Source organism: Polaromonas jejuensis NBRC 106434 (assembly GCF_001598235.1).
Lineage (GTDB): Bacteria > Pseudomonadota > Gammaproteobacteria > Burkholderiales > Burkholderiaceae_C > Polaromonas > Polaromonas jejuensis.
The window spans coordinates 1-17,551 of sequence record NZ_BCYO01000014.1 but is presented as its reverse complement, the minus strand read 5'-3'; the positions used below and the strand labels follow the sequence as shown (position 1 = coordinate 17,551).

Sequence of the window (17,551 nt, the reverse complement as noted above, 5' to 3'; positions counted from 1 at the left end):
TAAATTGGGGGCCGGAAGTCCACAGGAAGTCGCACAATAAGAGCGGTCCCTCTGGCTGAGGCATTGTTTTACACATTCAATCCTGAAGGAAGCAGCATGCAATCATTGACCCGAACCCTTTGCGCAAGCGCTCTGGCAATCGCCGCCCTGGCCGCTGCCGCAGGTGCACAGGCTCAAAGCAGCGGCAGCACCATGTCCTGGTACTCACCCGGTGCTGGCTACATTGGCTTCAACGCGGGCCGGTCCGACTACTCACTGAACAGCGGCGTGGGATTTCCGTTTGACAAGCATGACACCGTCTACAACCTTTATGGCGGCAGCTATTTCACCAGCAATCTGGGCCTGGAACTGGGCTATACCAACTTCGGCAAAGTCAGCCGGGCTGGCGGCCAGACCAAGGCCGAAGGTTTCAACCTGAGCCTGGTCGGAAAATTACCGCTCAGCTCGCAGTTCAACCTGTTGGGCAAATTGGGGACCACCTATGGCCGGACCGATGTGTCCGCTGTTCCCGCATCGGGCATCGCTTCCGGCAGTGAGAGCGGCTTTGGCGTGTCCTATGGCCTGGGCGCCGAATATGCGTTCAACCCCCAGCTGTCTGCCGTGCTGCAGTACGACTCGCATGACCTGAAATTTGTCAACAGTGGCCGCGACCGCGTGGGCGCCACCACGGTGGGCCTGCGCTACCGCTTCTGATCGGCCAGGCGCTCAGCGCGCGTGCCAAACCAGGCCTGCAAGTCCCATCGGGTCTGCAGGCCTTTTTTATGGGCCATGCATCCCGCTACAAAATTCATAGCCGACTGCGCCCGCTACGCGCCGGCTGGAAGCAGATTTCCCCTATGAATGCGGCGCTACGGGCGGCGCCAGCATTTCCTGCAGCAGCCAGGTGCCGGCGCGGCCCAGGGGGCGCTGGCGCGACCACACCGCGTCCACCGGAACGCGCCTGGGCCAGCCGCGCGCATCCAGCTCGTGCAGACGGTCCGCGGCGAAGCGTGTGACCATCCAGCGCGGGATGGCGGCCCAGCCAAAGCCCAGCACCGCCATTTCAAGCAGCATGAGGTAGCTGGGTGCCGACCAGGCACGGCGCGCCGAAGGCTGGGCCTGACCGGTACGCGCCAGATAGGTGTCCAGCCGCAATTCGCGGAAATTGGCCAGGACCTCGGGGGTGATGTCTTTCAGGCGGGCCAGCGGGTGCGTGCTGGCCACAAACAGCGTGATCTCCGACTGCTCGGCAATCATGGCCGAACCGACATCGGGCGGGTAAAGGTTTTGCGCAGCCACCACGCCGATCTGCGCGCGCCCGGTCTGCACCAGCGACACCAGGTCGCCATGTTCGGCGATCAGGCATTCAAACTCCAGGTCCGGAAAGCGCTGCTCAAAAGCCATCAGCATCTCTTCAAAGCGGTCGGACTGGTAGGTGTCCGACCACACCACGCTGAGCCTGGCCTCCAGGCCGCCGCTCAGCTGGCTGGCCGAGCGGTCCAGCCGGTCGCTGGCGGCGAGAATTTCCTGCACCTTGCCCAGCACCACCCGGCCCTGCCCGGTCAGCGTCGGCTTGCGGCTGCTGCGGTCGAACAGCGTCAGCCCCAGGTCGATTTCCAGGTTTGCAATCGCACTGCTGACCGTGGACTGGCTTTTGCCCAGTTTGCGGGCGGCGGCCGAGAACGAACCCAGGGTCGCGGCTTCGGCAAAGGCCGTCAGGGCTTCCGGGGAATGGCGCATGGCATGACCTCCTTACTCATCTATTTTTTAGATGGTAATTGATTTCATACCATCCAAAATAACGATAAAAATAGGGCCTTATTCCATTCAAAGCCATGTCATGAGTCTTCAGAAATCAGCCAAGGAACGTTTTTTTCATGCCCTCGGCTTCGAGGTGCTGGCGATTGCCATTTGCGCGCCGCTGGGCGCCTGGCTGCTCGGCTATTCGCTGGGGCACATGGGCTTGCTGACGCTGATGATCTCGCTGGTCGCGATGAGCTGGAACATGGTGTTCAACGCCCTCTTTGACCGGGCCCAGCAGCGCATGGGCTTTCAACGCACCCTGGTGGCCCGCGCGGTGCATTCGGTGCTGTTTGAAGTCGGCCTGCTCCTGGCCGTGGTCCCCCTGGCCGCCTGGTGGCTGGGCATAGGCCAGTGGGAGGCCTTTGTACTGGACATTGGAATTGCGCTGTTTTTTCTGCCCTATACCTTTGTCTTCAACTGGACTTACGACCAGGTGCGCGCCACCGTGGTGGCGCGCAGGGCGCGCCAGGCCACTGCCTGATCTAGCGGTGCTCCCATCGCGTTGACTGCGCCTACTTCATCTGCACGGAGCCGCTGACGTTCACCAGCACCGCGGTCTTGCCGGCTTCGACGGGAACCGGTGCGTCCGACATCTCCGCCTTGGCCTGCATCGCCATCATGCGCGGACGGGGACCGACGCCCTGATCGTTGGCCTGGATGGACACCTCACGCAGGGAATAACCGGCAAAGCCAAAGCCTTTGGCGATCTCGCCGGCCTTGGCCTTGAAGCGCTCAATCGCCAGCGTTTGGGCTTCGCCCTCCACCCTGGCGCGCTGCTCGCGACTCAGGGCAAAGCTGACATGGCCCAGGGTCAGGCTCTGGATCTTGCCGGCCATGCTGGTGATGCGCGGAAAATCCTTGCCTTCCAGCACCAGTTCGGTCGTACCTTGCCAGCCATTGATCTTGCCGTCCTTGCCGTAGCGCGGGTACAGGCTGAAATTGCCGGTGCGCACGTCCATCTGGCCGGGAACGGCCGCCTGTTTGGCCAGCGCCAGCGCGCTATCCAGCGCCTGCTTGAGCTGGGTTTGCACCGTCGCGGCGTCGCTGCCGTCACGTGTGGTGCTCATTGAAATTGACAGCAAATCCTGCTGCACCTCCACCGAGCCGCTGGCGGAGAGCTGGGCCACGTTCTGCAGTGACTCATGCGACATATCTCGCGGCATATTTTGAGCAAACAGACCTGTAGCACAGGCAGCAAGGGCACAAGAAGCTATCAATTTTATAGTACGCATCAAGCGGTTTACCTTTCGGGTAGTCAACAGGAAAAAACAGGAAGAGAAAAAAACAGCGGAAAGACTCAGGCCTTCAGGAAGCTGAACGGCTCAAAGTGTCCGCGTGTGACCGTCTCGGGATTCACACCCCACCAGTCTTTGGCCACCGTGGCATAGAGCTGGCGAAAGTCGGTGGTATAGCGGGCATTTTGCGTGCTGTCCAGCCGGCCCAGGTCGGGCGCCTGCCCATAGAGCCCGCCGCGCACCGCACCGCCGGCCACAAAATGCGGTGCCAGCGTGCCGTGGTCGGTGCCGTTCGACTGGTTCTGATGCGGGCGACGGCCAAACTCCGAGAAGGTCATCACCAGGGTGCGGTCCCAGGCGCCCAGTTCTGTCAGTGCGCCCTTCAGCGCGGCCATGCCTTCGGCCAGCTGCTTCATCAGGTTGGCGTGCGTGCCCAGCTGGTTCTGGTGGGTGTCAAAGCTGCCCAGCGTGAGCGTGATGACGGGCACGCCGCCCCTGCCCTTTTGCGAAGCCACCACCTGGGCCGCGGCCTTCACGCCATTGCCAAAGGCGCCGGGCGGAAACGGGGTGGTGAAATTGTATTTTTCAGCGCGCAAGCCCTGTGCCGCCTGATTGATGTCGCTTTCCACCTGCAGCAGGTATTGCAGTGCCGGATTGCCCTTGGCCAGCGATGTTTCCACGCCCTGGGCCAAACGGGACTGGTTGACGAAGGCTTCCGGGTTGTTCAGGCTCACGGCGCGGGCGCCGGCCAGTGCGCCCAACTCGTTGCCGCCAATCAGCACGCCTTCGGTTGTGAAATTGGCGGCGCCGGCCATGCCTTTCAGGCCGCGCGTCACCCAGCCGTCCGGCAGGTATTCGCTGGATTTGGAACCCGTCTCCCAAATCTCTATGGAGCGGAAATGCGAGAGATTGGGTTGCGGGTAACCCACGCCCTGCACGATGCCCAGCTCGCCCTTTTCCCAGAGCGGCAGCAAGGCCTTGAGTTCCGGATGCAGGCCGGTTTGCGCGTCGAGCCTGATCACTTCCTCGCGCTTGATGGCAATCACCGGGCGCAACTGATAGTAGTTGTTGTCGGCATAGGGCACGACGGTGTTCAGGCCGTCGTTGCCGCCCTTGAGCTCCACCAGAATCAGGATGCGATCTGCCGCGGAAGCCGCGCGCTGGGCCGTCGCCTGGGCCCAGCCCGGTGCATGGGCGGACAGCAGGGCCGCGCCCGTGAGGCTGGAAACCAGGCTGACAAAATGTCGGCGTTGCATGGCGTGCATCCTTTCTTATTTGAGCTGGTAGGCCGGGTCCAGCGTGAGGCTGCGCAGGTAGGCCACCCCGACCGTCCCATTCGCTATCGTTTGTGTAGCTGGCACCGCAAGCAGCGTCTGGGCCAGACGCGCTTTCAGCTCATCAGAAGGTTCCCGGTCGGTGTAGCCCCCGTATTGCGCCAGCCACCGGTCCGGGTCAAAGGTGATTTTGGCCATGCCTTCGGCGACCCGCATGATGCCGTCGCGCCCCAGCAGCCTGAGCGCCTGCTGGTTGCTGCCGCGGCCCGCCTGCCCGCCCGCAAACTCGGCCTGCATCCGCTGCATGGGCCGCTGGGCCGGTATCGCCGAAGATTCCTCTATCAAGCGCCCGCCCGGGCCCATGGCGACGGGCGCCATTTTGGATTCGCCCTTGAGCTCGACCGCGCGAAAGAGCTGCTCGGTAAAGCGCTTGCGCTCCAGCAAAGTCGTGGCATTGATCCAGTCGTTCTGGCCGGGCCAGCCTTTCACATTCGGCGGCACCAGCAGGTTCTGGCCGAGCTGCGCGGCTTTCAGCGCAAAAGGCATCACGTCGGTATAGCTGAAGTCAAACTGCCGCACGGTGCCAACCACCAGGTCGACGGGCGACTTGATCAGGCTGCCGCGGTTGCCCTCGGCCCAGAAGGCATCCGTCAGCAGCAATTCATTCAGGGCCATGCCAATGTCATAGCCGCTGGCGCGAAACCGCCGGGCGATGCGCTCGACCTGCGTGTTGTCAGGCACTGGCGAGACAAACTCCTTCCAGAGTTTGCCCACGATAAAGCGCGCGGCGGCGGGCTGCTCCAGCAGAATATCCAGCGCCGCATCACCGTCAAAATTGCCGCGGCGGCCCAGCACGGTCTTGTCGCCGGTGTCGTGGAATGCGGGCCGGAACTTGAAGCTGAAGTCATCGCGCTCCACGCTCCAGCCGGTGAAAGCCCGGGCTGCCTCCTTGATGTCCTGCTCGGTGTAATTGCCGCCCTGCGTCGCCTCGCCCAGCGTGAACAACTCCATCACCTCGCGCGCAAAGTTTTCATTGGGCGCTTCCTTGCGGCTGTTGGCGCCGTCCAGATAGACCAGCATGGCCGGGTCCTTGGCCACGGCGTGCAGCAGGCTGCGGAAATTGCCGAGCGCCTGCGCGCGCAGCAGCAGGTGCTGCCGCCACATGGCTTGCGAGCTGTTGACCTTTTGCTGCGAGGTGGCGAAATGGTTGTGCCAGAACAGCGTCATGCGCTCCTGCAGCGGCGTGCGGGATTCGATCATCTCGCGCATCCACCAGGTCTTGAGTTCCAGCCCCTCGCGCAGTTGCTGCTGGCGCTGGGCCTGCTGCTCCTCCTTGCTCTTGAGCAGCCGGTACGGAATGGGCGGCGGCTGCGCGCTGAAATCGGGCGGGGGATAAATCGGCCCGGCCGTTTGCGCCTTGCGAATCAAGCCCGAAATGGCCTGCCGGGTGGGCTGCCCTGTCAATGCATCGACCTCGGCATGGTCCGGCGAAAACCCCGTGCGCACCAGCAAATGCCTGGCCTGGGCCGCCGAAAGCTGGACCGGCACAGCCGCCTGGGCGCCTGCCGCAGCCAGCGCCAGCAAACCCGACGCGGTGAACGAAGCGATGTGTTGAAGGAGCTTCATAAAGGCGGTTTTCCTTGTTGTCTGAGGCCGTCCCAGCCCTTCGGCGGCCCATTTTCGGGAGTTTTTCATTCAAGGTTTGTGCTGAACAACGCCGAGAGACTAAACAGGGTGCACATCCGCACTGTGTTTCACTTGCATTGAAGCGCAAATTTTGTAACACTGTGTCAAAGTGAGTGAAAAAAGAGACAACAGGCGATTTCAGCCCTCAAAATGGCCATGTTACAAATTACCTGACGACCATGACTCAAGCTCAAACCACTGCCCGCGCCGACAAAATCCTGATTCTTGACGATGACGCCCGTATTCGCGACCTGTTGCGCCGCTACCTGGCGCAAGAGGGTTTTGAAGTCATCCTCGCCGAAGACAGCAAGGCACTGAACCGCATCATGCTGCGCGACGCGGTCGACCTGATCGTGCTGGACCTCATGATGCCCGGCGAAGACGGCCTCTCGATTTGCCGCCGACTGCGCGCCGCCAATGACCGCACCCCCATCATCATGCTCACCGCCAAGGGCGAAGACGTGGATCGCATCGTCGGCCTGGAAGTCGGTGCCGACGATTACCTGTCCAAGCCCTTCAACCCGCGCGAACTGCTGGCCCGCATCCATGCCGTGCTGCGCCGCCGACCCACTGCCGAGGTACCGGGCGCACCGTCAAGCGACCAGGAAGTGATTACCTTCGGTCCGTTCTCGTTTGACATGGGCCTGCGCACCCTGCACAAAAACGGCGAGGAACTGCCCCTGACCACCGGCGAATTCGCCATGCTCAAAACCCTGGTGCGGCATCCGCGCCAGCCGCTGTCGCGCGAAAAGCTGGCGCAACTGGCGCGCGGCCGCGAGTTCGAGCCCTTTGACCGCAGTCTCGATGTGCAGGTGTCGCGCCTGCGCAAGCTGATTGAGGTGGACGCTGCCGTGCCCCGCTACATCCAGACCGTCTGGGGCATTGGCTATGTCTTTGTGCCGGACGGAACGAACTGAGCCAGGGTCCTGGCCATTCTGCCGGCCGCGCGGTAAGCCTTCCCCTCCAGCTTGTCTAATGACTGGGTAATTGAGCCCCCGCTGAACCAGTGCCCCGCGGCAACCACGTCCATCCTCCCGCCTGTCAGGCCCGCACCTTACTCCTATGGACGCCACCAACCCGATTCCACTTGAAACCGCTCCCGCGCCGCTGGAAATGCGCCCGCGCCGGGGCTTTAACCTGTTCTGGCGGACCTTTTTCTTTCTGGCCCTGCTGCTGTTCGGCTCCATCGTGGCCTGGCTGCAAACCTTCCGTGCACTGGAGTCGGAGCCACGGGCCATCCAGAGCGCGCAGCAACTGGCCTCGCTCGTCAATCTGAGCCGCGCCGCACTGCGCTACTCCGACTCCATCGCCCGCGTATCGCTGATCAAGACCCTGGCCGACGAAGAGCGCGTGCGCATCACGCCGCGCGAACCCAAGGACAAGTTCGAGCTGTTTGAGAGTGATGAACTGGGCGAGCGCATCTCCGCGGAACTCAAGGCCCGGCTGGGCAGTGGCACCGTTGTCGCCAGCGTCGTCAATGGCGAGAGAGGCTTGTGGGTTGGCTTTGCCATTGATGGAGACGCCTACTGGCTGCTGACCGACCCGTCCAAGGTCGGCCCCACGCGCAACAGCACCTGGGTGATCTGGCTCATCACCGCCGCCGCCTTGTCGCTCGCCGGAGCGGCCTTCATCGCGCGCCTGATCAACCGGCCGCTCAAGCAGCTCTCGTTTGCGGCCAGCCGCATGCGTGACGGAGACTTCGACGCCAGCCTGCTGGATGAAAAAGTGGCGACCAGCGAAATTCGCGAGGTCAATATCGGCTTTAACCGCATGGCCGAGCAGCTCTCCAAAATCGAGCAGGACCGGGTCATCATGCTGGCAGGCATTTCGCACGACCTGCGCACGCCGCTGGCCCGGCTGCGCCTGGAAACCGAGATGAGCGTGACAGACGCCGACGCGCGCGAGCACATGGCGGCCGACATCGCCCAGCTCGATGCCATCATCGACAAGTTCCTGGACTATGCCCGGCCCGAGCCGCCGCAGCTTGAGCCCGTGTCGCTCAATGCCGTGGTGGACGCCGCGGTGTACGCCGTGGGCGACTACGAGGACATGCGCGTTGCAGTGAGCATCCCGGATGGCATGATGGTGCTGGCCGATCAGGTCGAACTGTCCCGCGTGATTTCCAATCTGCTTGAAAACGCCAGGCGTTACGGCAAAACGCCCGAAACCGGCGTGGCCCGGGTCGATATCGTCGCCAAGGGCCGCGACCAATGGGTGCTGGTCAAGCTACGCGACCATGGCACGGGCGTGGCACCGGAAGCGCTGTCCAAGCTCACACGCCCGTTTTTCCGCGGCGACACGGCGCGCACGGCAGCCACCGGTGCCGGCCTGGGGCTGGCGATTGTCGAAAAAACCATTCACCGCATGGGCGGCATGTTCAGCCTGGCCAACACCGGCTCGGGCGGGCTGGCGGCCCATATCAAGCTGCGCAGGAGTTAAGGCGTAGGCGTCACCGGAGGGCGCCGCGCCGAGGCGCCGCACCACGCCCCAAACCGGATATTCAGGAAAAACAAGCCCCTGGCCCAGCCGGATCAAGCGCAAGTAGCTATCAAAAACGTAGCGTCAATAGAGCAATACCACGGCACGGGCTTCCATGCTCAGGCCCTGCCCGACCGGGCCCAGCTTCTCGGCGGTCTTGGCTTTCACATTGACCTGGGCCTCATTCAGGCCCAGCGCCCCGGCAATGCGGGCGCGCATCGCCGCAATATGTGGCGCGAGCCTGGGGGCCTGCGCCACGACGGTGCTGTCAATATTGCCGATGCGCAGGCCGCGCTCGGCCAGCAGGCGGCCGACCTCACTGAGCAGCACGACGGAATCCGCGCCCTTGAAGCGCGCATCCGTGTCGGGAAAATGGCTGCCAATATCGCCCAGCCCCGCCGCCCCCAGCAGCGCATCGGTGATCGCATGCAACAGCACATCCGCATCCGAATGCCCGAGCAGGCCCGCGCGGTGCGGAATCTCGACCCCGCCAATGACGAGCTTGCGCCCGGGCACCAGCGCGTGCGTGTCCCAGCCCTCGCCAATACTGAAGGGTGGGCGCTGAAGGGTGGGCTGGACGGCATTCATGACAGGACTTTCGCGTAAATGGGAAGCGTTGTTCGTTATTTTCAGCAGATCGGCGGTATCAGCCCGCGCGGCGCCGGTTCAGCAGGATCGCCTCGGCCAGCGCAAAGTCCTCAGGGTAGGTCACCTTGAAATTTTGCGCGCTGCCCGCCACCAGCTTGGGCGCCAGGCCCAGGGCCTCCATGGCGCTGGATTCATCCGTGACGGCCCCGCCTGCCACCTCCAGGGCCTGCATCAGGGTGCCGATGCGGAACATCTGCGGCGTCTGGGCCAGCCATTTGTCGCTGCGGTCCAGCGTGGCGGCGACACGCCCCTGCCTATCGACTGTGCCTTCGCGCTTGAGCGTATCGGGCAGCTTGTGCGCGAGCAGCCCGCCCACCTCATCGTGTTCGCAGGCCTCAATCAACTGCCGGATTTGCGCGGCGGTGATCAGGCAGCGCGCCGCGTCGTGCACCAGCACCCAGTCATGGCGCTCGGCACCCGCCCGGAGCAATGCGTCAAGTCCATTGCGCACGCTCTCGGCCCGGCTGCCCCCCCCGCAGGCGGCGACATCAAATGATGGATCTGGTAACTGGTCAAAGAAATGATCGCCGGACGCGACCACCACCAGCGTTAGCGACAAGTCAGGAACGTCCTGAAAAGCAGCCAGCGTGTGCAACACCATGGCCTGGCCGGCGATCACCTGGTATTGCTTGGCCAAGGGCGCCCCGGCGCGGCTGCCCTGCCCGGCGCAAGGAATCAAGGCAAAAAAACGGGCATCGGAGCGGATATTGGCGCGGCTTGTCGTCATGACTTGATCATAGATTCTAAAATCAGCCTTTGAGCCGCGAAGGCACCCCACGCCGGATGGTTTGGGGTGCCGGGCTTTTGCCGCACGACTTTCCGAATGGTTTGAGATTGTTCCTCCCTTGACTCGACTCCGATCCGACTCCTGACCGAGCCTCACGGCGCACTGATTAATGCATCTACCCACACTCGTTTCCGGCAAACGCTACACACTGCCGCAGCCTGCCGGTTCCGCCGATGCCCTGCTGCTGGCCCGCCTGGGCCAGCGCGAGAAAGCCGCCGGCAAGCTCACCGCCATCATCACGTCGGACGCCGCCACGGCCCAGCGCCTGATGGAGGAGATCGCTTTTTTTGCGCCTGACCTGCGCTGCGCGCTGTTTCCCGACTGGGAAACCCTGCCCTACGACACCTTCTCGCCGCACCAGGACCTGATCAGCGAACGGCTGGCCACTTTGTGGCGGATCCAGCAGCGCGACAAGGAAACCGGTGCCGACGTCGTCATCGTGCCGGCGACCACGGCGCTGTACCGCCTCGCGCCGCCCGGCTTTCTGGCCGGCTACACCTTCGAGTTCAAGGTCAAGCAAAAGCTGGACGAGGCCAAGCTGAAAGCCCAGCTCACGCTGGCCGGCTACAGCCATGTCACGCAGGTGGTCAGCCCGGGCGAATACGCCGTGCGCGGCGGCCTGATTGATCTGTTTCCCATGGGCTCCCCGGTGCCTTATCGCGTGGATCTTTTTGACGACGAGATCGACAGCATCCGCACCTTTGACCCGGACAGCCAGCGCAGCCTCTACCCCGTACCCGAAGTGCGCCTGCTGCCGGGCCGCGAGTTTCCGATGGACGACGACGCGCGCGCCAAATTCCGCAAGCGCTGGCGCGAACTGCTGGAAGGCGACCCGACCAAAAGCCGCATCTACAAGGACATGGGCAATGGTGTCGCCACGGCCGGCATCGAGTACTACCTGCCGCTGTTTTTCGAAGAAACCGCCAGCGTGTTTGACTACCTGGGCCGACAGGCGATGGTGGTGCTGCATGGTGAGCTGGAGCCGGCCTTCCAGCGCTTCTGGCAGGACACCAGGGACCGCTACCGGCTGGTCAAGGATGCGCCCGACCGCCCCGCCCTGCCGCCCGAAGCGCTGTTTCTGGGCAGCGAGCAGTTTTATGCACGCGCCAACGACTACGCCCAACTGGCGATCCGCAGCACGGTGCAAGACATTGGCGACAACGCACAGTTTCAAAAACTCGGCGAGATGGCCGTGGTGCGCGGCGCCGAAGACCCGCTGGCCCGCTTCAAAAGCCACGTGGGCAATACCGCCCATCGGGTCCTGTTGCTCGCCGAAAGCGATGGCCGCCGCGAAAGCCTGCTCGACTTCCTGCGCGCCAGCAACGTCAGCCCGCCGGCATTTGACTCCCTCGAAGACTTCCAGGCCAGCGAAGAAAAACTCGGCATTGCCACCGCCGCGCTGAACACCGGTTTCAGCTGGCTTGAAGAAGGCCTTGACTTCGTTACCGAGACCGAACTGTTTGCCGCAGGCGTCACCACGCGCCGGCGCAACAAAAAGCAGGAACAGGTCAGCGACGTCGAGGCGCTGATCAAGGATCTCTCCGAACTCAACGTCGGTGACCCGGTGGTCCACAGCGCCCACGGCATAGGCCGCTACCGCGGCCTGATCAACATGGACCTGGGACAGGAGAAGAACGCCGACGGCACGCCCTCGCTGCAAGAATTCTTGCACCTGGAATACGCCGACAAGGCCACGCTGTACGTGCCTGTCAGCCAGCTGCACCTGATCAGCCGCTACACCGGCGTGAGCGCCGAAGAGGCGCCGCTGCACAAGCTGGGCAGCGGCCAGTGGGAGAAAGCCAAGCGCAAGGCCGCCGAGCAGATTCGCGACTCCGCCGCCGAGCTGCTCAACATCTACGCCCGCCGCGCCGCGCGCGAGGGCCATGCCTTCCGCTACTCACCCGGCGACTATGAAGCCTTTGCCAACGACTTCGGCTTTGAGGAAACCGCCGACCAGCGCGCCGCTATCCACGCGGTGATCCAGGACATGATCAGCCCGCGCCCCATGGACCGGCTGGTCTGCGGCGACGTCGGTTTCGGCAAAACCGAAGTCGCCCTGCGCGCCGCCTTCATCGCCATCACCGGCGGCAAGCAGGTCGCCCTGCTGGCGCCGACGACCCTGCTGGCCGAACAGCATTACCAGACGCTGGTGGACCGCTTTGCCAAATGGCCGGTCAAGGTGGCCGAGATGAGCCGCTTCCGTTCGGGCAAGGAAATCAACGCCGCCATCAAGGGCCTGGCCGACGGCAGCGTGGACATCGTGGTGGGCACCCACAAGCTGCTGAGCCAGGACGTGAAGTTTCAGCGCCTGGGCCTCTTGATCATTGACGAGGAGCACCGCTTTGGCGTGCGCCACAAGGAAACCATGAAGGCCATGCGCGCCGAGGTCGATGTGCTCACGCTGACCGCCACGCCGATTCCGCGCACCCTGGGCATGGCGCTGGAAGGCCTGCGCGACCTCAGCGTGATTGCCACCGCGCCGCAGCGCCGCCTGGCCATCAAGACCTTTGTGCGCAGCGAAAGCAACGGCGTGATCCGCGAAGCCGTGCTGCGTGAGCTCAAGCGCGGCGGACAGGTTTACTTCCTCCACAACGAGGTGGAAACCATTGAAAACCGGCGCCAGAAACTCGAGGAAATCCTGCCCGAGGCGCGCATTGCGATTGCCCATGGGCAGATGCCTGAGCGCGAACTGGAACGCGTGATGAAGGACTTTGTGGCCCAGCGCTACAACCTGCTGCTGTGCTCCACCATCATTGAAACCGGCATTGACGTGCCCAGCGCCAACACCATCGTCATGAGCCGCGCCGACAAGTTCGGCCTGGCGCAGCTGCACCAGCTGCGCGGCCGCGTCGGCCGCAGCCACCACCAGGCTTATGCCTACCTGATGGTGCCCGACATCGAAGGCCTGACCAAGCAGGCCGGCCAGCGCCTGGAGGCGATCCAGCAAATGGAGGAACTCGGTTCGGGCTTTTACCTGGCCATGCACGACCTGGAGATTCGCGGCACCGGAGAGGTGCTGGGCGAAAACCAGAGCGGCAACATGCTGGAAGTCGGTTTTCAGCTCTACAACGAGATGCTCAGCGAGGCCGTGGCCTCGCTCAAGGCCGGCCGCGAGCCCGATCTGTTGTCGCCGCTCAGCGTCACCACCGAGATCAACCTGCACGCCCCGGCCCTGCTGCCCAACGACTATTGCGGCGATGTGCATTTGCGCCTCTCCTTCTACAAGAAGCTGGCAACCGCCAGGAAGACCGAGCAAATCGACGACCTGCTCGAAGAAATCGTCGACCGCTTCGGCAAGCTGCCGCCGCAGGCGCAGACGTTGATCGACGTGCACCGCCTGCGCGTGATTGCCAAGCCTTATGGCGTGGTCAAGGTCGATGCCGCTTCAGGGGCGATCAACATCACGTTCAAAAAAGACCCGCCCATCGACTCGATGGCCATCATGCATCTGATCCAGAAAAACCGGCACATCAAACTGGCCGGCAACGACAAGCTGCGCATAGAGCGCGCGCTGGAGAACCCCAAGGACCGCGCGCAAATGGTGCGCGATGTCTTGCGTTCACTCGGACAACCCACCACGGAAACCACTCCCGCATGACTCCTGCTGAAATCTCCCCCGGCCTCGTCGTTAGCGTCGCCACGCCAGACCTGAAACTCAGCGACTTCAAGCTGATTGCCTTTGACATGGACTCCACGCTCATCAACATCGAGTGCGTGGATGAAATCGCCGATGCCGTAGGCCGCAAAGCCGAAGTTGCGGCCATTACCGAGGCCAGCATGCGCGGCGATATCGCCGACTTCAAGGAAAGCCTGCGCCGCCGCGTGGCACTGCTCAAGGGCGTGAGCTTGAGCCAGATGGACGAGGTCTATCACCAGCGCCTCAAGCTCAACCCCGGCGCCGCAGAGCTGGTGCACGCCTGCAAGGCCGTCGGCATGAAGGTGCTGCTGGTCAGTGGCGGCTTCACCTTTTTCGCCGACCGTATCCGCGACGAACTGGGCATCGACTACACCCGCGCCAATGTGCTGGAAATCAGCGACGGCCGGCTCACAGGCAAGCTGGTGGACCAGCCCTGGGGCGACATTTGCGATGGCGAAGAAAAACGCAAGATGCTGCTGGAAACCTGCGGCAAGCTGGGCATCAATCCGCTGCAGGCCATTGCCATGGGCGACGGCGCCAACGACCTGCCCATGATGGGCGTGGCGGGCCTCTCTGTGGCTTATCGCGCCAAGCCCAGGGTGCGCGAGCAGGCCATGGTCGCCATCAATGAGGGCGGGCTCGACCGCCTGCTGGAAGTGCTGAAGTAAGCCCCCGGCCTTTTAGCTTTTAGATCAGGGCGCCGCAGGAGGCAGCAAGGCCTCAGATGAAGGAGGCCCCGCTAGAGGGTCGGTGGCCTTGCGCCTGAGCACCTGTCCCGGTGACGTCGCCGAAGTGGGCACCCGACCGGTCGCGTGTCGCTGGCCATTGCAGACCTCGTGGCTGATGGCCAGGTTCTCCGCGTGGCTGTTGCCGCCCTCACTCAGGGGGCGGATATGCTCCAGGGTCGCCGCCTCAGGCGCCACATGTTCGCCGCACACCCAGCAAGGCACCACTCCGTGAAGCTGCCGCGCCACGGTCTTGTAAATCTTGTCCCGGGTGTGACCCAAGCGGCTCACGACGGCAGCCCCTTGGCAGGAAGACCGGAATCGATGGCCTGCCCTTGCTGGCGGCCCTTTGTAGGGCCACAGGGCGTGCATGGGCGGCCCTTACTCAAGCCGGGCCGGCCGGGTGTCGGCGGGATAGATAAAGGAATCTTCCCAGGGCTTGGCAAACGGGTCCGGCTTGTCCAGGTCCCGAATGGTGCCCGTGCCGTCCGGGTTAAACCCGACGTTGCGGTTTTTGGCCGGCGGAACGGCCTCCTGGTTGTCCCGGTTGAGTTCTTTGAGCGCCGCCTCTCTGGCGGCTTTCATTTTCTGCCTGGTAAAGGCGTCAATTTCCGCGTAAAAACTGGTGTCGACGCCAACGCACGCTTCCTGCACCGTCTGCACCGGCGCCGCCGGAATTTCACCCAGAAAGGCCGCCCGCATGGCGCTGCCGGCGGGCAGGCGATCGCTGCGGACCACGGTGTAGGCGATTGCGCAATCCGACAGCAGCGTTTCCTTCAATTCGCGGTTGGCCCGGCTAAAGCCGCGTTTGGTGGGCACGTCCACGCAGCCCACCACCTTGCCGTCGGTGTTGCAAACCGTGAAGGTCGTGTAAACCCCGTTGAGCAGATCCAGCCACCGCTCACTGCTGTCAGGGCCTCTTTCCCTCTCGATCGGCAGGGTGAAACGCTGGACCGGGATTTTGACCATCACGATATGGTCATAAAAGGTGTCGCGCAGCCAATGCCAGACCAGATGCTCGTCGGTCGTCACCACACCGCGCGCAGCCAGCGGCCATCGAGGGGGGATGAGCAGCTTTTCACGGGCTTTGCGCCGTAACCACCAGGCATTGAGCAGCGCGCCCGCCAGTACGCCAATGGACACACCCAGCACGGTCATCAGCAATGTCATCAGGTTCATGAAGCGTCTTCCCTCCTTCTCTTTGGCTCTTCTTTTTTGGCTTTTCCTTCAGACTTTTTTGGGGGTCTGGCCTCTGTACGGCGCCACTCTCCAGACAGCCACAAGTGAGTCACAGAACAGATATTTTGTCAATTCCACCTTTGTGCAAGTGCCCGGTTCCGTCAGCATTTTCAGGCGCCCGCCTCACACCCGTTCAACATGGGGCTGCCCGGCCTGGACGGTGAAACTGGCCAGGGTTTCAACGGCGGTTTTTGCCTGCCTCACATCGTCTACCACGCGCAGGCGGGTGGTCAGCCCTTTGGGCGTGAACTCCACCACGCCATAGCCCTTGCGCTCGGCATCGGCAAACACGAAATGAGGGTTCTCGGCGAGGCGCTCTGCGGTCTTTTCATGGCCGGCCGAACGCGAGCTGATGCTGGTGCCGCAAAACTCGACGCCTATGCTGGGACTGTCCGCCCGGGCATAGTCGGCCTTGACATGGCCGACCCAGTTCTCATGCACGTCACCGCCCAGCACCACCGGGTTGGCGACGGCATTTTTACGCAATGCGTCTGTCAGGCGTGTGCGTGCGGCGCTGTAACCATCCCAGCCGTCGTTCCAGAGAAGCTGGCCCGGACCGGGCCGGAAATCCCGCTGGCCCATCAGCGACTGCTGCCCCAGCACATTCCATTGCCTGCCGGCTTTGCCGAACTCGGCGTCCAGCCAGCCTTCCTGCTGCGCGCCCAGCAAGCTGCGAGCGGGGTCATTCCAGACGGCGCAGTTGGCCGGGTTCACGGTGCTTGAACCTTTTTTAGCCCCGCGCGTGCACACCTGCGGGTCCTTGTACTGGCGCGCGTCCAGCAGGTAAAACGAGGCCAGCTGGCCATAGTGCAGCCGGCTGTAGATACGCATTTCGGCGCCCGTGGCCAGCCCCGCCAGGGCCTGCGTCAGCACCGAGGCGCGGATAGGCATGTGCTCATAAAAGGCCTGGTAGGCCGCGGCGCGGCGCGCGGCAAAGTCAGGGACGCCGCTTCCGCTGTCGCCCTCCTGCAGGCCCGCATAGTCGTTTTGCACTTCATGGTCGTCCCAGGTCAGCAGCCAGGGGCAGGCCTGGTGCATGGCCTGCAAATCGGGGTCGCTCTTGTGCAGGGCGTAGCGCTCGCGGTAATCATCCAGCGTGAGCACCCAGCCGCCGGTGGCCGGCCGCACCGAAGTCTTGCTGTTCGGGTATTCATAGATGTAGTCGCCGAGAAACAGCACCGCATCGAGGTTTTCATCCTGCATGTGGCGGTAGGCGCTGAAGTAGCCGTGCTGCCAGTTCTGGCACGAGGCATAGGCCAGCCGCATGCGCGCCACCACGGCGTCCGGCGCCGGGAAGGTGCGCGTGCGGCCTATGGCGCTGACGGCGTCGCCCGCCATGAAGCGGTAAAAATACCAGCGGTCCGGTGCCAGGCCCTGCACCTCCACATGCACCGAATGCGCCAGTTCGGCCAGGGCCTGCGCCTGGCCGCTTTGCACGATGCGCTTGAACTGCTCGTCATGCGCGACTTCCCAGCGTACCGTCACGGCTTGGCCCTGCAGGCTGGGCGACATCAGCCGGGTCCAGAGCAGCACCGAGTCCTGCGTGGGCGAGCCGCTGGCAACGCCCAGGGTGAACGGGTGGCGGCTGAAGGGGGCCTGGCTCCAGGCGCGGCGCGGCAGCCACAGGGAGGCGGCGCTGGCGGCGGCCAGCTGCAGAAGCTGGCGACGGCTCGAGGCATCAATGACTCCCATCTCGATACTCAGCGACTGAGCGCTCCTGTGTTGCATTGACAGAGGCTTGCCCGGCAGGCCCTGCGCCTCACTGTAGCCGCACTGCCGAAAGCAGGAATTGCGCCAAAAGATGCCCTGAGATCTGACAATGAAACCGGCTTCAATCCGATCAGCGATGGCGCAAGCAGCTATATTTATCATAGCAAGCGGGCATGACTCTTGCAGGCGCTAAAATTCAGACCTCGACGCTCTTCGTCCCCTGGCGGGACATTTCAAGCGCTTCCCCCTTTAGTTTTTGGATGCACCCCATGAATCTCCTGCACAAAATCGTGGCTTCGGCCGGCTTTCTCACCCTCGCACTGGGCAGCGCCCATGCACAAAACAAGGAA

15 protein-coding genes are annotated in these 17,551 nt (G+C 63.3%); 6 read left to right on the top strand and 9 right to left on the bottom strand.

The features are described 5' to 3' along the window. Positions 1-96: 96 nt before the first annotated feature. Positions 97-693: an outer membrane beta-barrel protein gene (locus PJE01S_RS15595; protein WP_068834566.1), complete on the top strand. Its 597-nt coding sequence runs from the start codon at positions 97-99 to the stop codon at positions 691-693. 141 nt (positions 694-834) lie between these two features. On the opposite strand, the gene PJE01S_RS15590 is transcribed toward PJE01S_RS15595, so the two are convergent. Then, positions 835-1,719 (bottom strand): LysR family transcriptional regulator, encoded by an 885-nt coding sequence (locus PJE01S_RS15590; RefSeq protein ID WP_068834565.1) that lies wholly within the window; start codon positions 1,717-1,719, stop codon positions 835-837. A 100-nt stretch (positions 1,720-1,819) separates the two neighbouring features. On the opposite strand from PJE01S_RS15590, the gene PJE01S_RS15585 reads away from it, so the two are divergent. Further along, positions 1,820-2,263: a multidrug/biocide efflux PACE transporter gene (locus PJE01S_RS15585; RefSeq protein ID WP_068834564.1), complete on the top strand. Its 444-nt coding sequence runs from the start codon at positions 1,820-1,822 to the stop codon at positions 2,261-2,263. A 31-nt stretch (positions 2,264-2,294) separates the two neighbouring features. Here the strand turns inward: PJE01S_RS15585 and PJE01S_RS15580 are convergent, their stop codons facing one another. The 3 genes from PJE01S_RS15580 to PJE01S_RS15570 all read right to left on the bottom strand — a co-directional run bounded on the left by PJE01S_RS15580 (position 2,295) and on the right by PJE01S_RS15570 (position 5,917). Next, positions 2,295-3,014, bottom strand: a complete 720-nt coding sequence (locus tag PJE01S_RS15580; RefSeq protein ID WP_068834563.1) for an SIMPL domain-containing protein — start codon at positions 3,012-3,014, stop codon at positions 2,295-2,297. 65 nt (positions 3,015-3,079) lie between these two features. Next, the gene (locus PJE01S_RS15575) at positions 3,080-4,273 is read right to left on the bottom strand and encodes a DUF1501 domain-containing protein (protein WP_068834562.1); all 1,194 of its coding nucleotides are present in this window, start codon (positions 4,271-4,273) and stop codon (positions 3,080-3,082) included. Positions 4,274-4,288: 15 nt separating this feature from the next. Next, a complete protein-coding gene (locus PJE01S_RS15570; RefSeq protein ID WP_068834561.1) occupies positions 4,289-5,917 on the bottom strand; it encodes a DUF1800 domain-containing protein in 1,629 nt (542 codons plus the stop codon). Between the two features lie 239 nt (positions 5,918-6,156). On the opposite strand from PJE01S_RS15570, the gene ompR reads away from it, so the two are divergent. Both ompR and PJE01S_RS15560 read left to right on the top strand, forming a co-directional pair. Continuing rightward, on the top strand, positions 6,157-6,894 hold the full coding sequence (ompR, locus tag PJE01S_RS15565; protein ID WP_068834648.1) for an osmolarity response regulator transcription factor OmpR: 738 nt from the start codon (positions 6,157-6,159) through the stop codon (positions 6,892-6,894). A 145-nt stretch (positions 6,895-7,039) separates the two neighbouring features. Next, positions 7,040-8,416, top strand: coding sequence for a sensor histidine kinase family protein (locus PJE01S_RS15560; RefSeq protein WP_068834560.1), 1,377 nt, complete (start codon positions 7,040-7,042; stop codon positions 8,414-8,416). A gap of 123 nt (positions 8,417-8,539) precedes the next feature. On the opposite strand, the gene ispF is transcribed toward PJE01S_RS15560, so the two are convergent. Together ispF and ispD are read right to left on the bottom strand one after the other, a co-directional pair. Continuing rightward, complete coding sequence (gene ispF, locus PJE01S_RS15555) at positions 8,540-9,043, bottom strand: 2-C-methyl-D-erythritol 2,4-cyclodiphosphate synthase (RefSeq protein WP_068834559.1); 504 nt, start codon at positions 9,041-9,043, stop codon at positions 8,540-8,542. A 58-nt stretch (positions 9,044-9,101) separates the two neighbouring features. Next, positions 9,102-9,830, bottom strand: coding sequence for a 2-C-methyl-D-erythritol 4-phosphate cytidylyltransferase (ispD, locus tag PJE01S_RS15550; protein ID WP_068834558.1), 729 nt, complete (start codon positions 9,828-9,830; stop codon positions 9,102-9,104). A 169-nt stretch (positions 9,831-9,999) separates the two neighbouring features. On the opposite strand from ispD, the gene mfd reads away from it, so the two are divergent. Together mfd and serB are read left to right on the top strand one after the other, a co-directional pair. Continuing rightward, entirely contained in the window at positions 10,000-13,488 is a 3,489-nt protein-coding gene (gene mfd, locus PJE01S_RS15545) for a transcription-repair coupling factor (RefSeq protein WP_068834557.1), read from the top strand. Beyond that, the gene (gene serB, locus PJE01S_RS15540; protein ID WP_068834556.1) at positions 13,485-14,195 is read left to right on the top strand and encodes a phosphoserine phosphatase SerB; all 711 of its coding nucleotides are present in this window, start codon (positions 13,485-13,487) and stop codon (positions 14,193-14,195) included. The genes mfd and serB overlap by 4 nt, the downstream gene beginning before the upstream one ends. A gap of 24 nt (positions 14,196-14,219) precedes the next feature. On the opposite strand, the gene PJE01S_RS24575 is transcribed toward serB, so the two are convergent. The 3 genes from PJE01S_RS24575 to PJE01S_RS15530 form a co-directional block, all read right to left on the bottom strand. After that, entirely contained in the window at positions 14,220-14,543 is a 324-nt protein-coding gene (locus PJE01S_RS24575; protein WP_084389594.1) for an HNH endonuclease, read from the bottom strand. Positions 14,544-14,633: 90 nt separating this feature from the next. Next, positions 14,634-15,431, bottom strand: coding sequence for a hypothetical protein (locus tag PJE01S_RS15535; RefSeq protein ID WP_068834555.1), 798 nt, complete (start codon positions 15,429-15,431; stop codon positions 14,634-14,636). 183 nt (positions 15,432-15,614) lie between these two features. Then, positions 15,615-17,183, bottom strand: coding sequence for an alkaline phosphatase D family protein (locus PJE01S_RS15530; protein ID WP_068834554.1), 1,569 nt, complete (start codon positions 17,181-17,183; stop codon positions 15,615-15,617). Positions 17,184-17,551 lie beyond the last annotated feature (368 nt).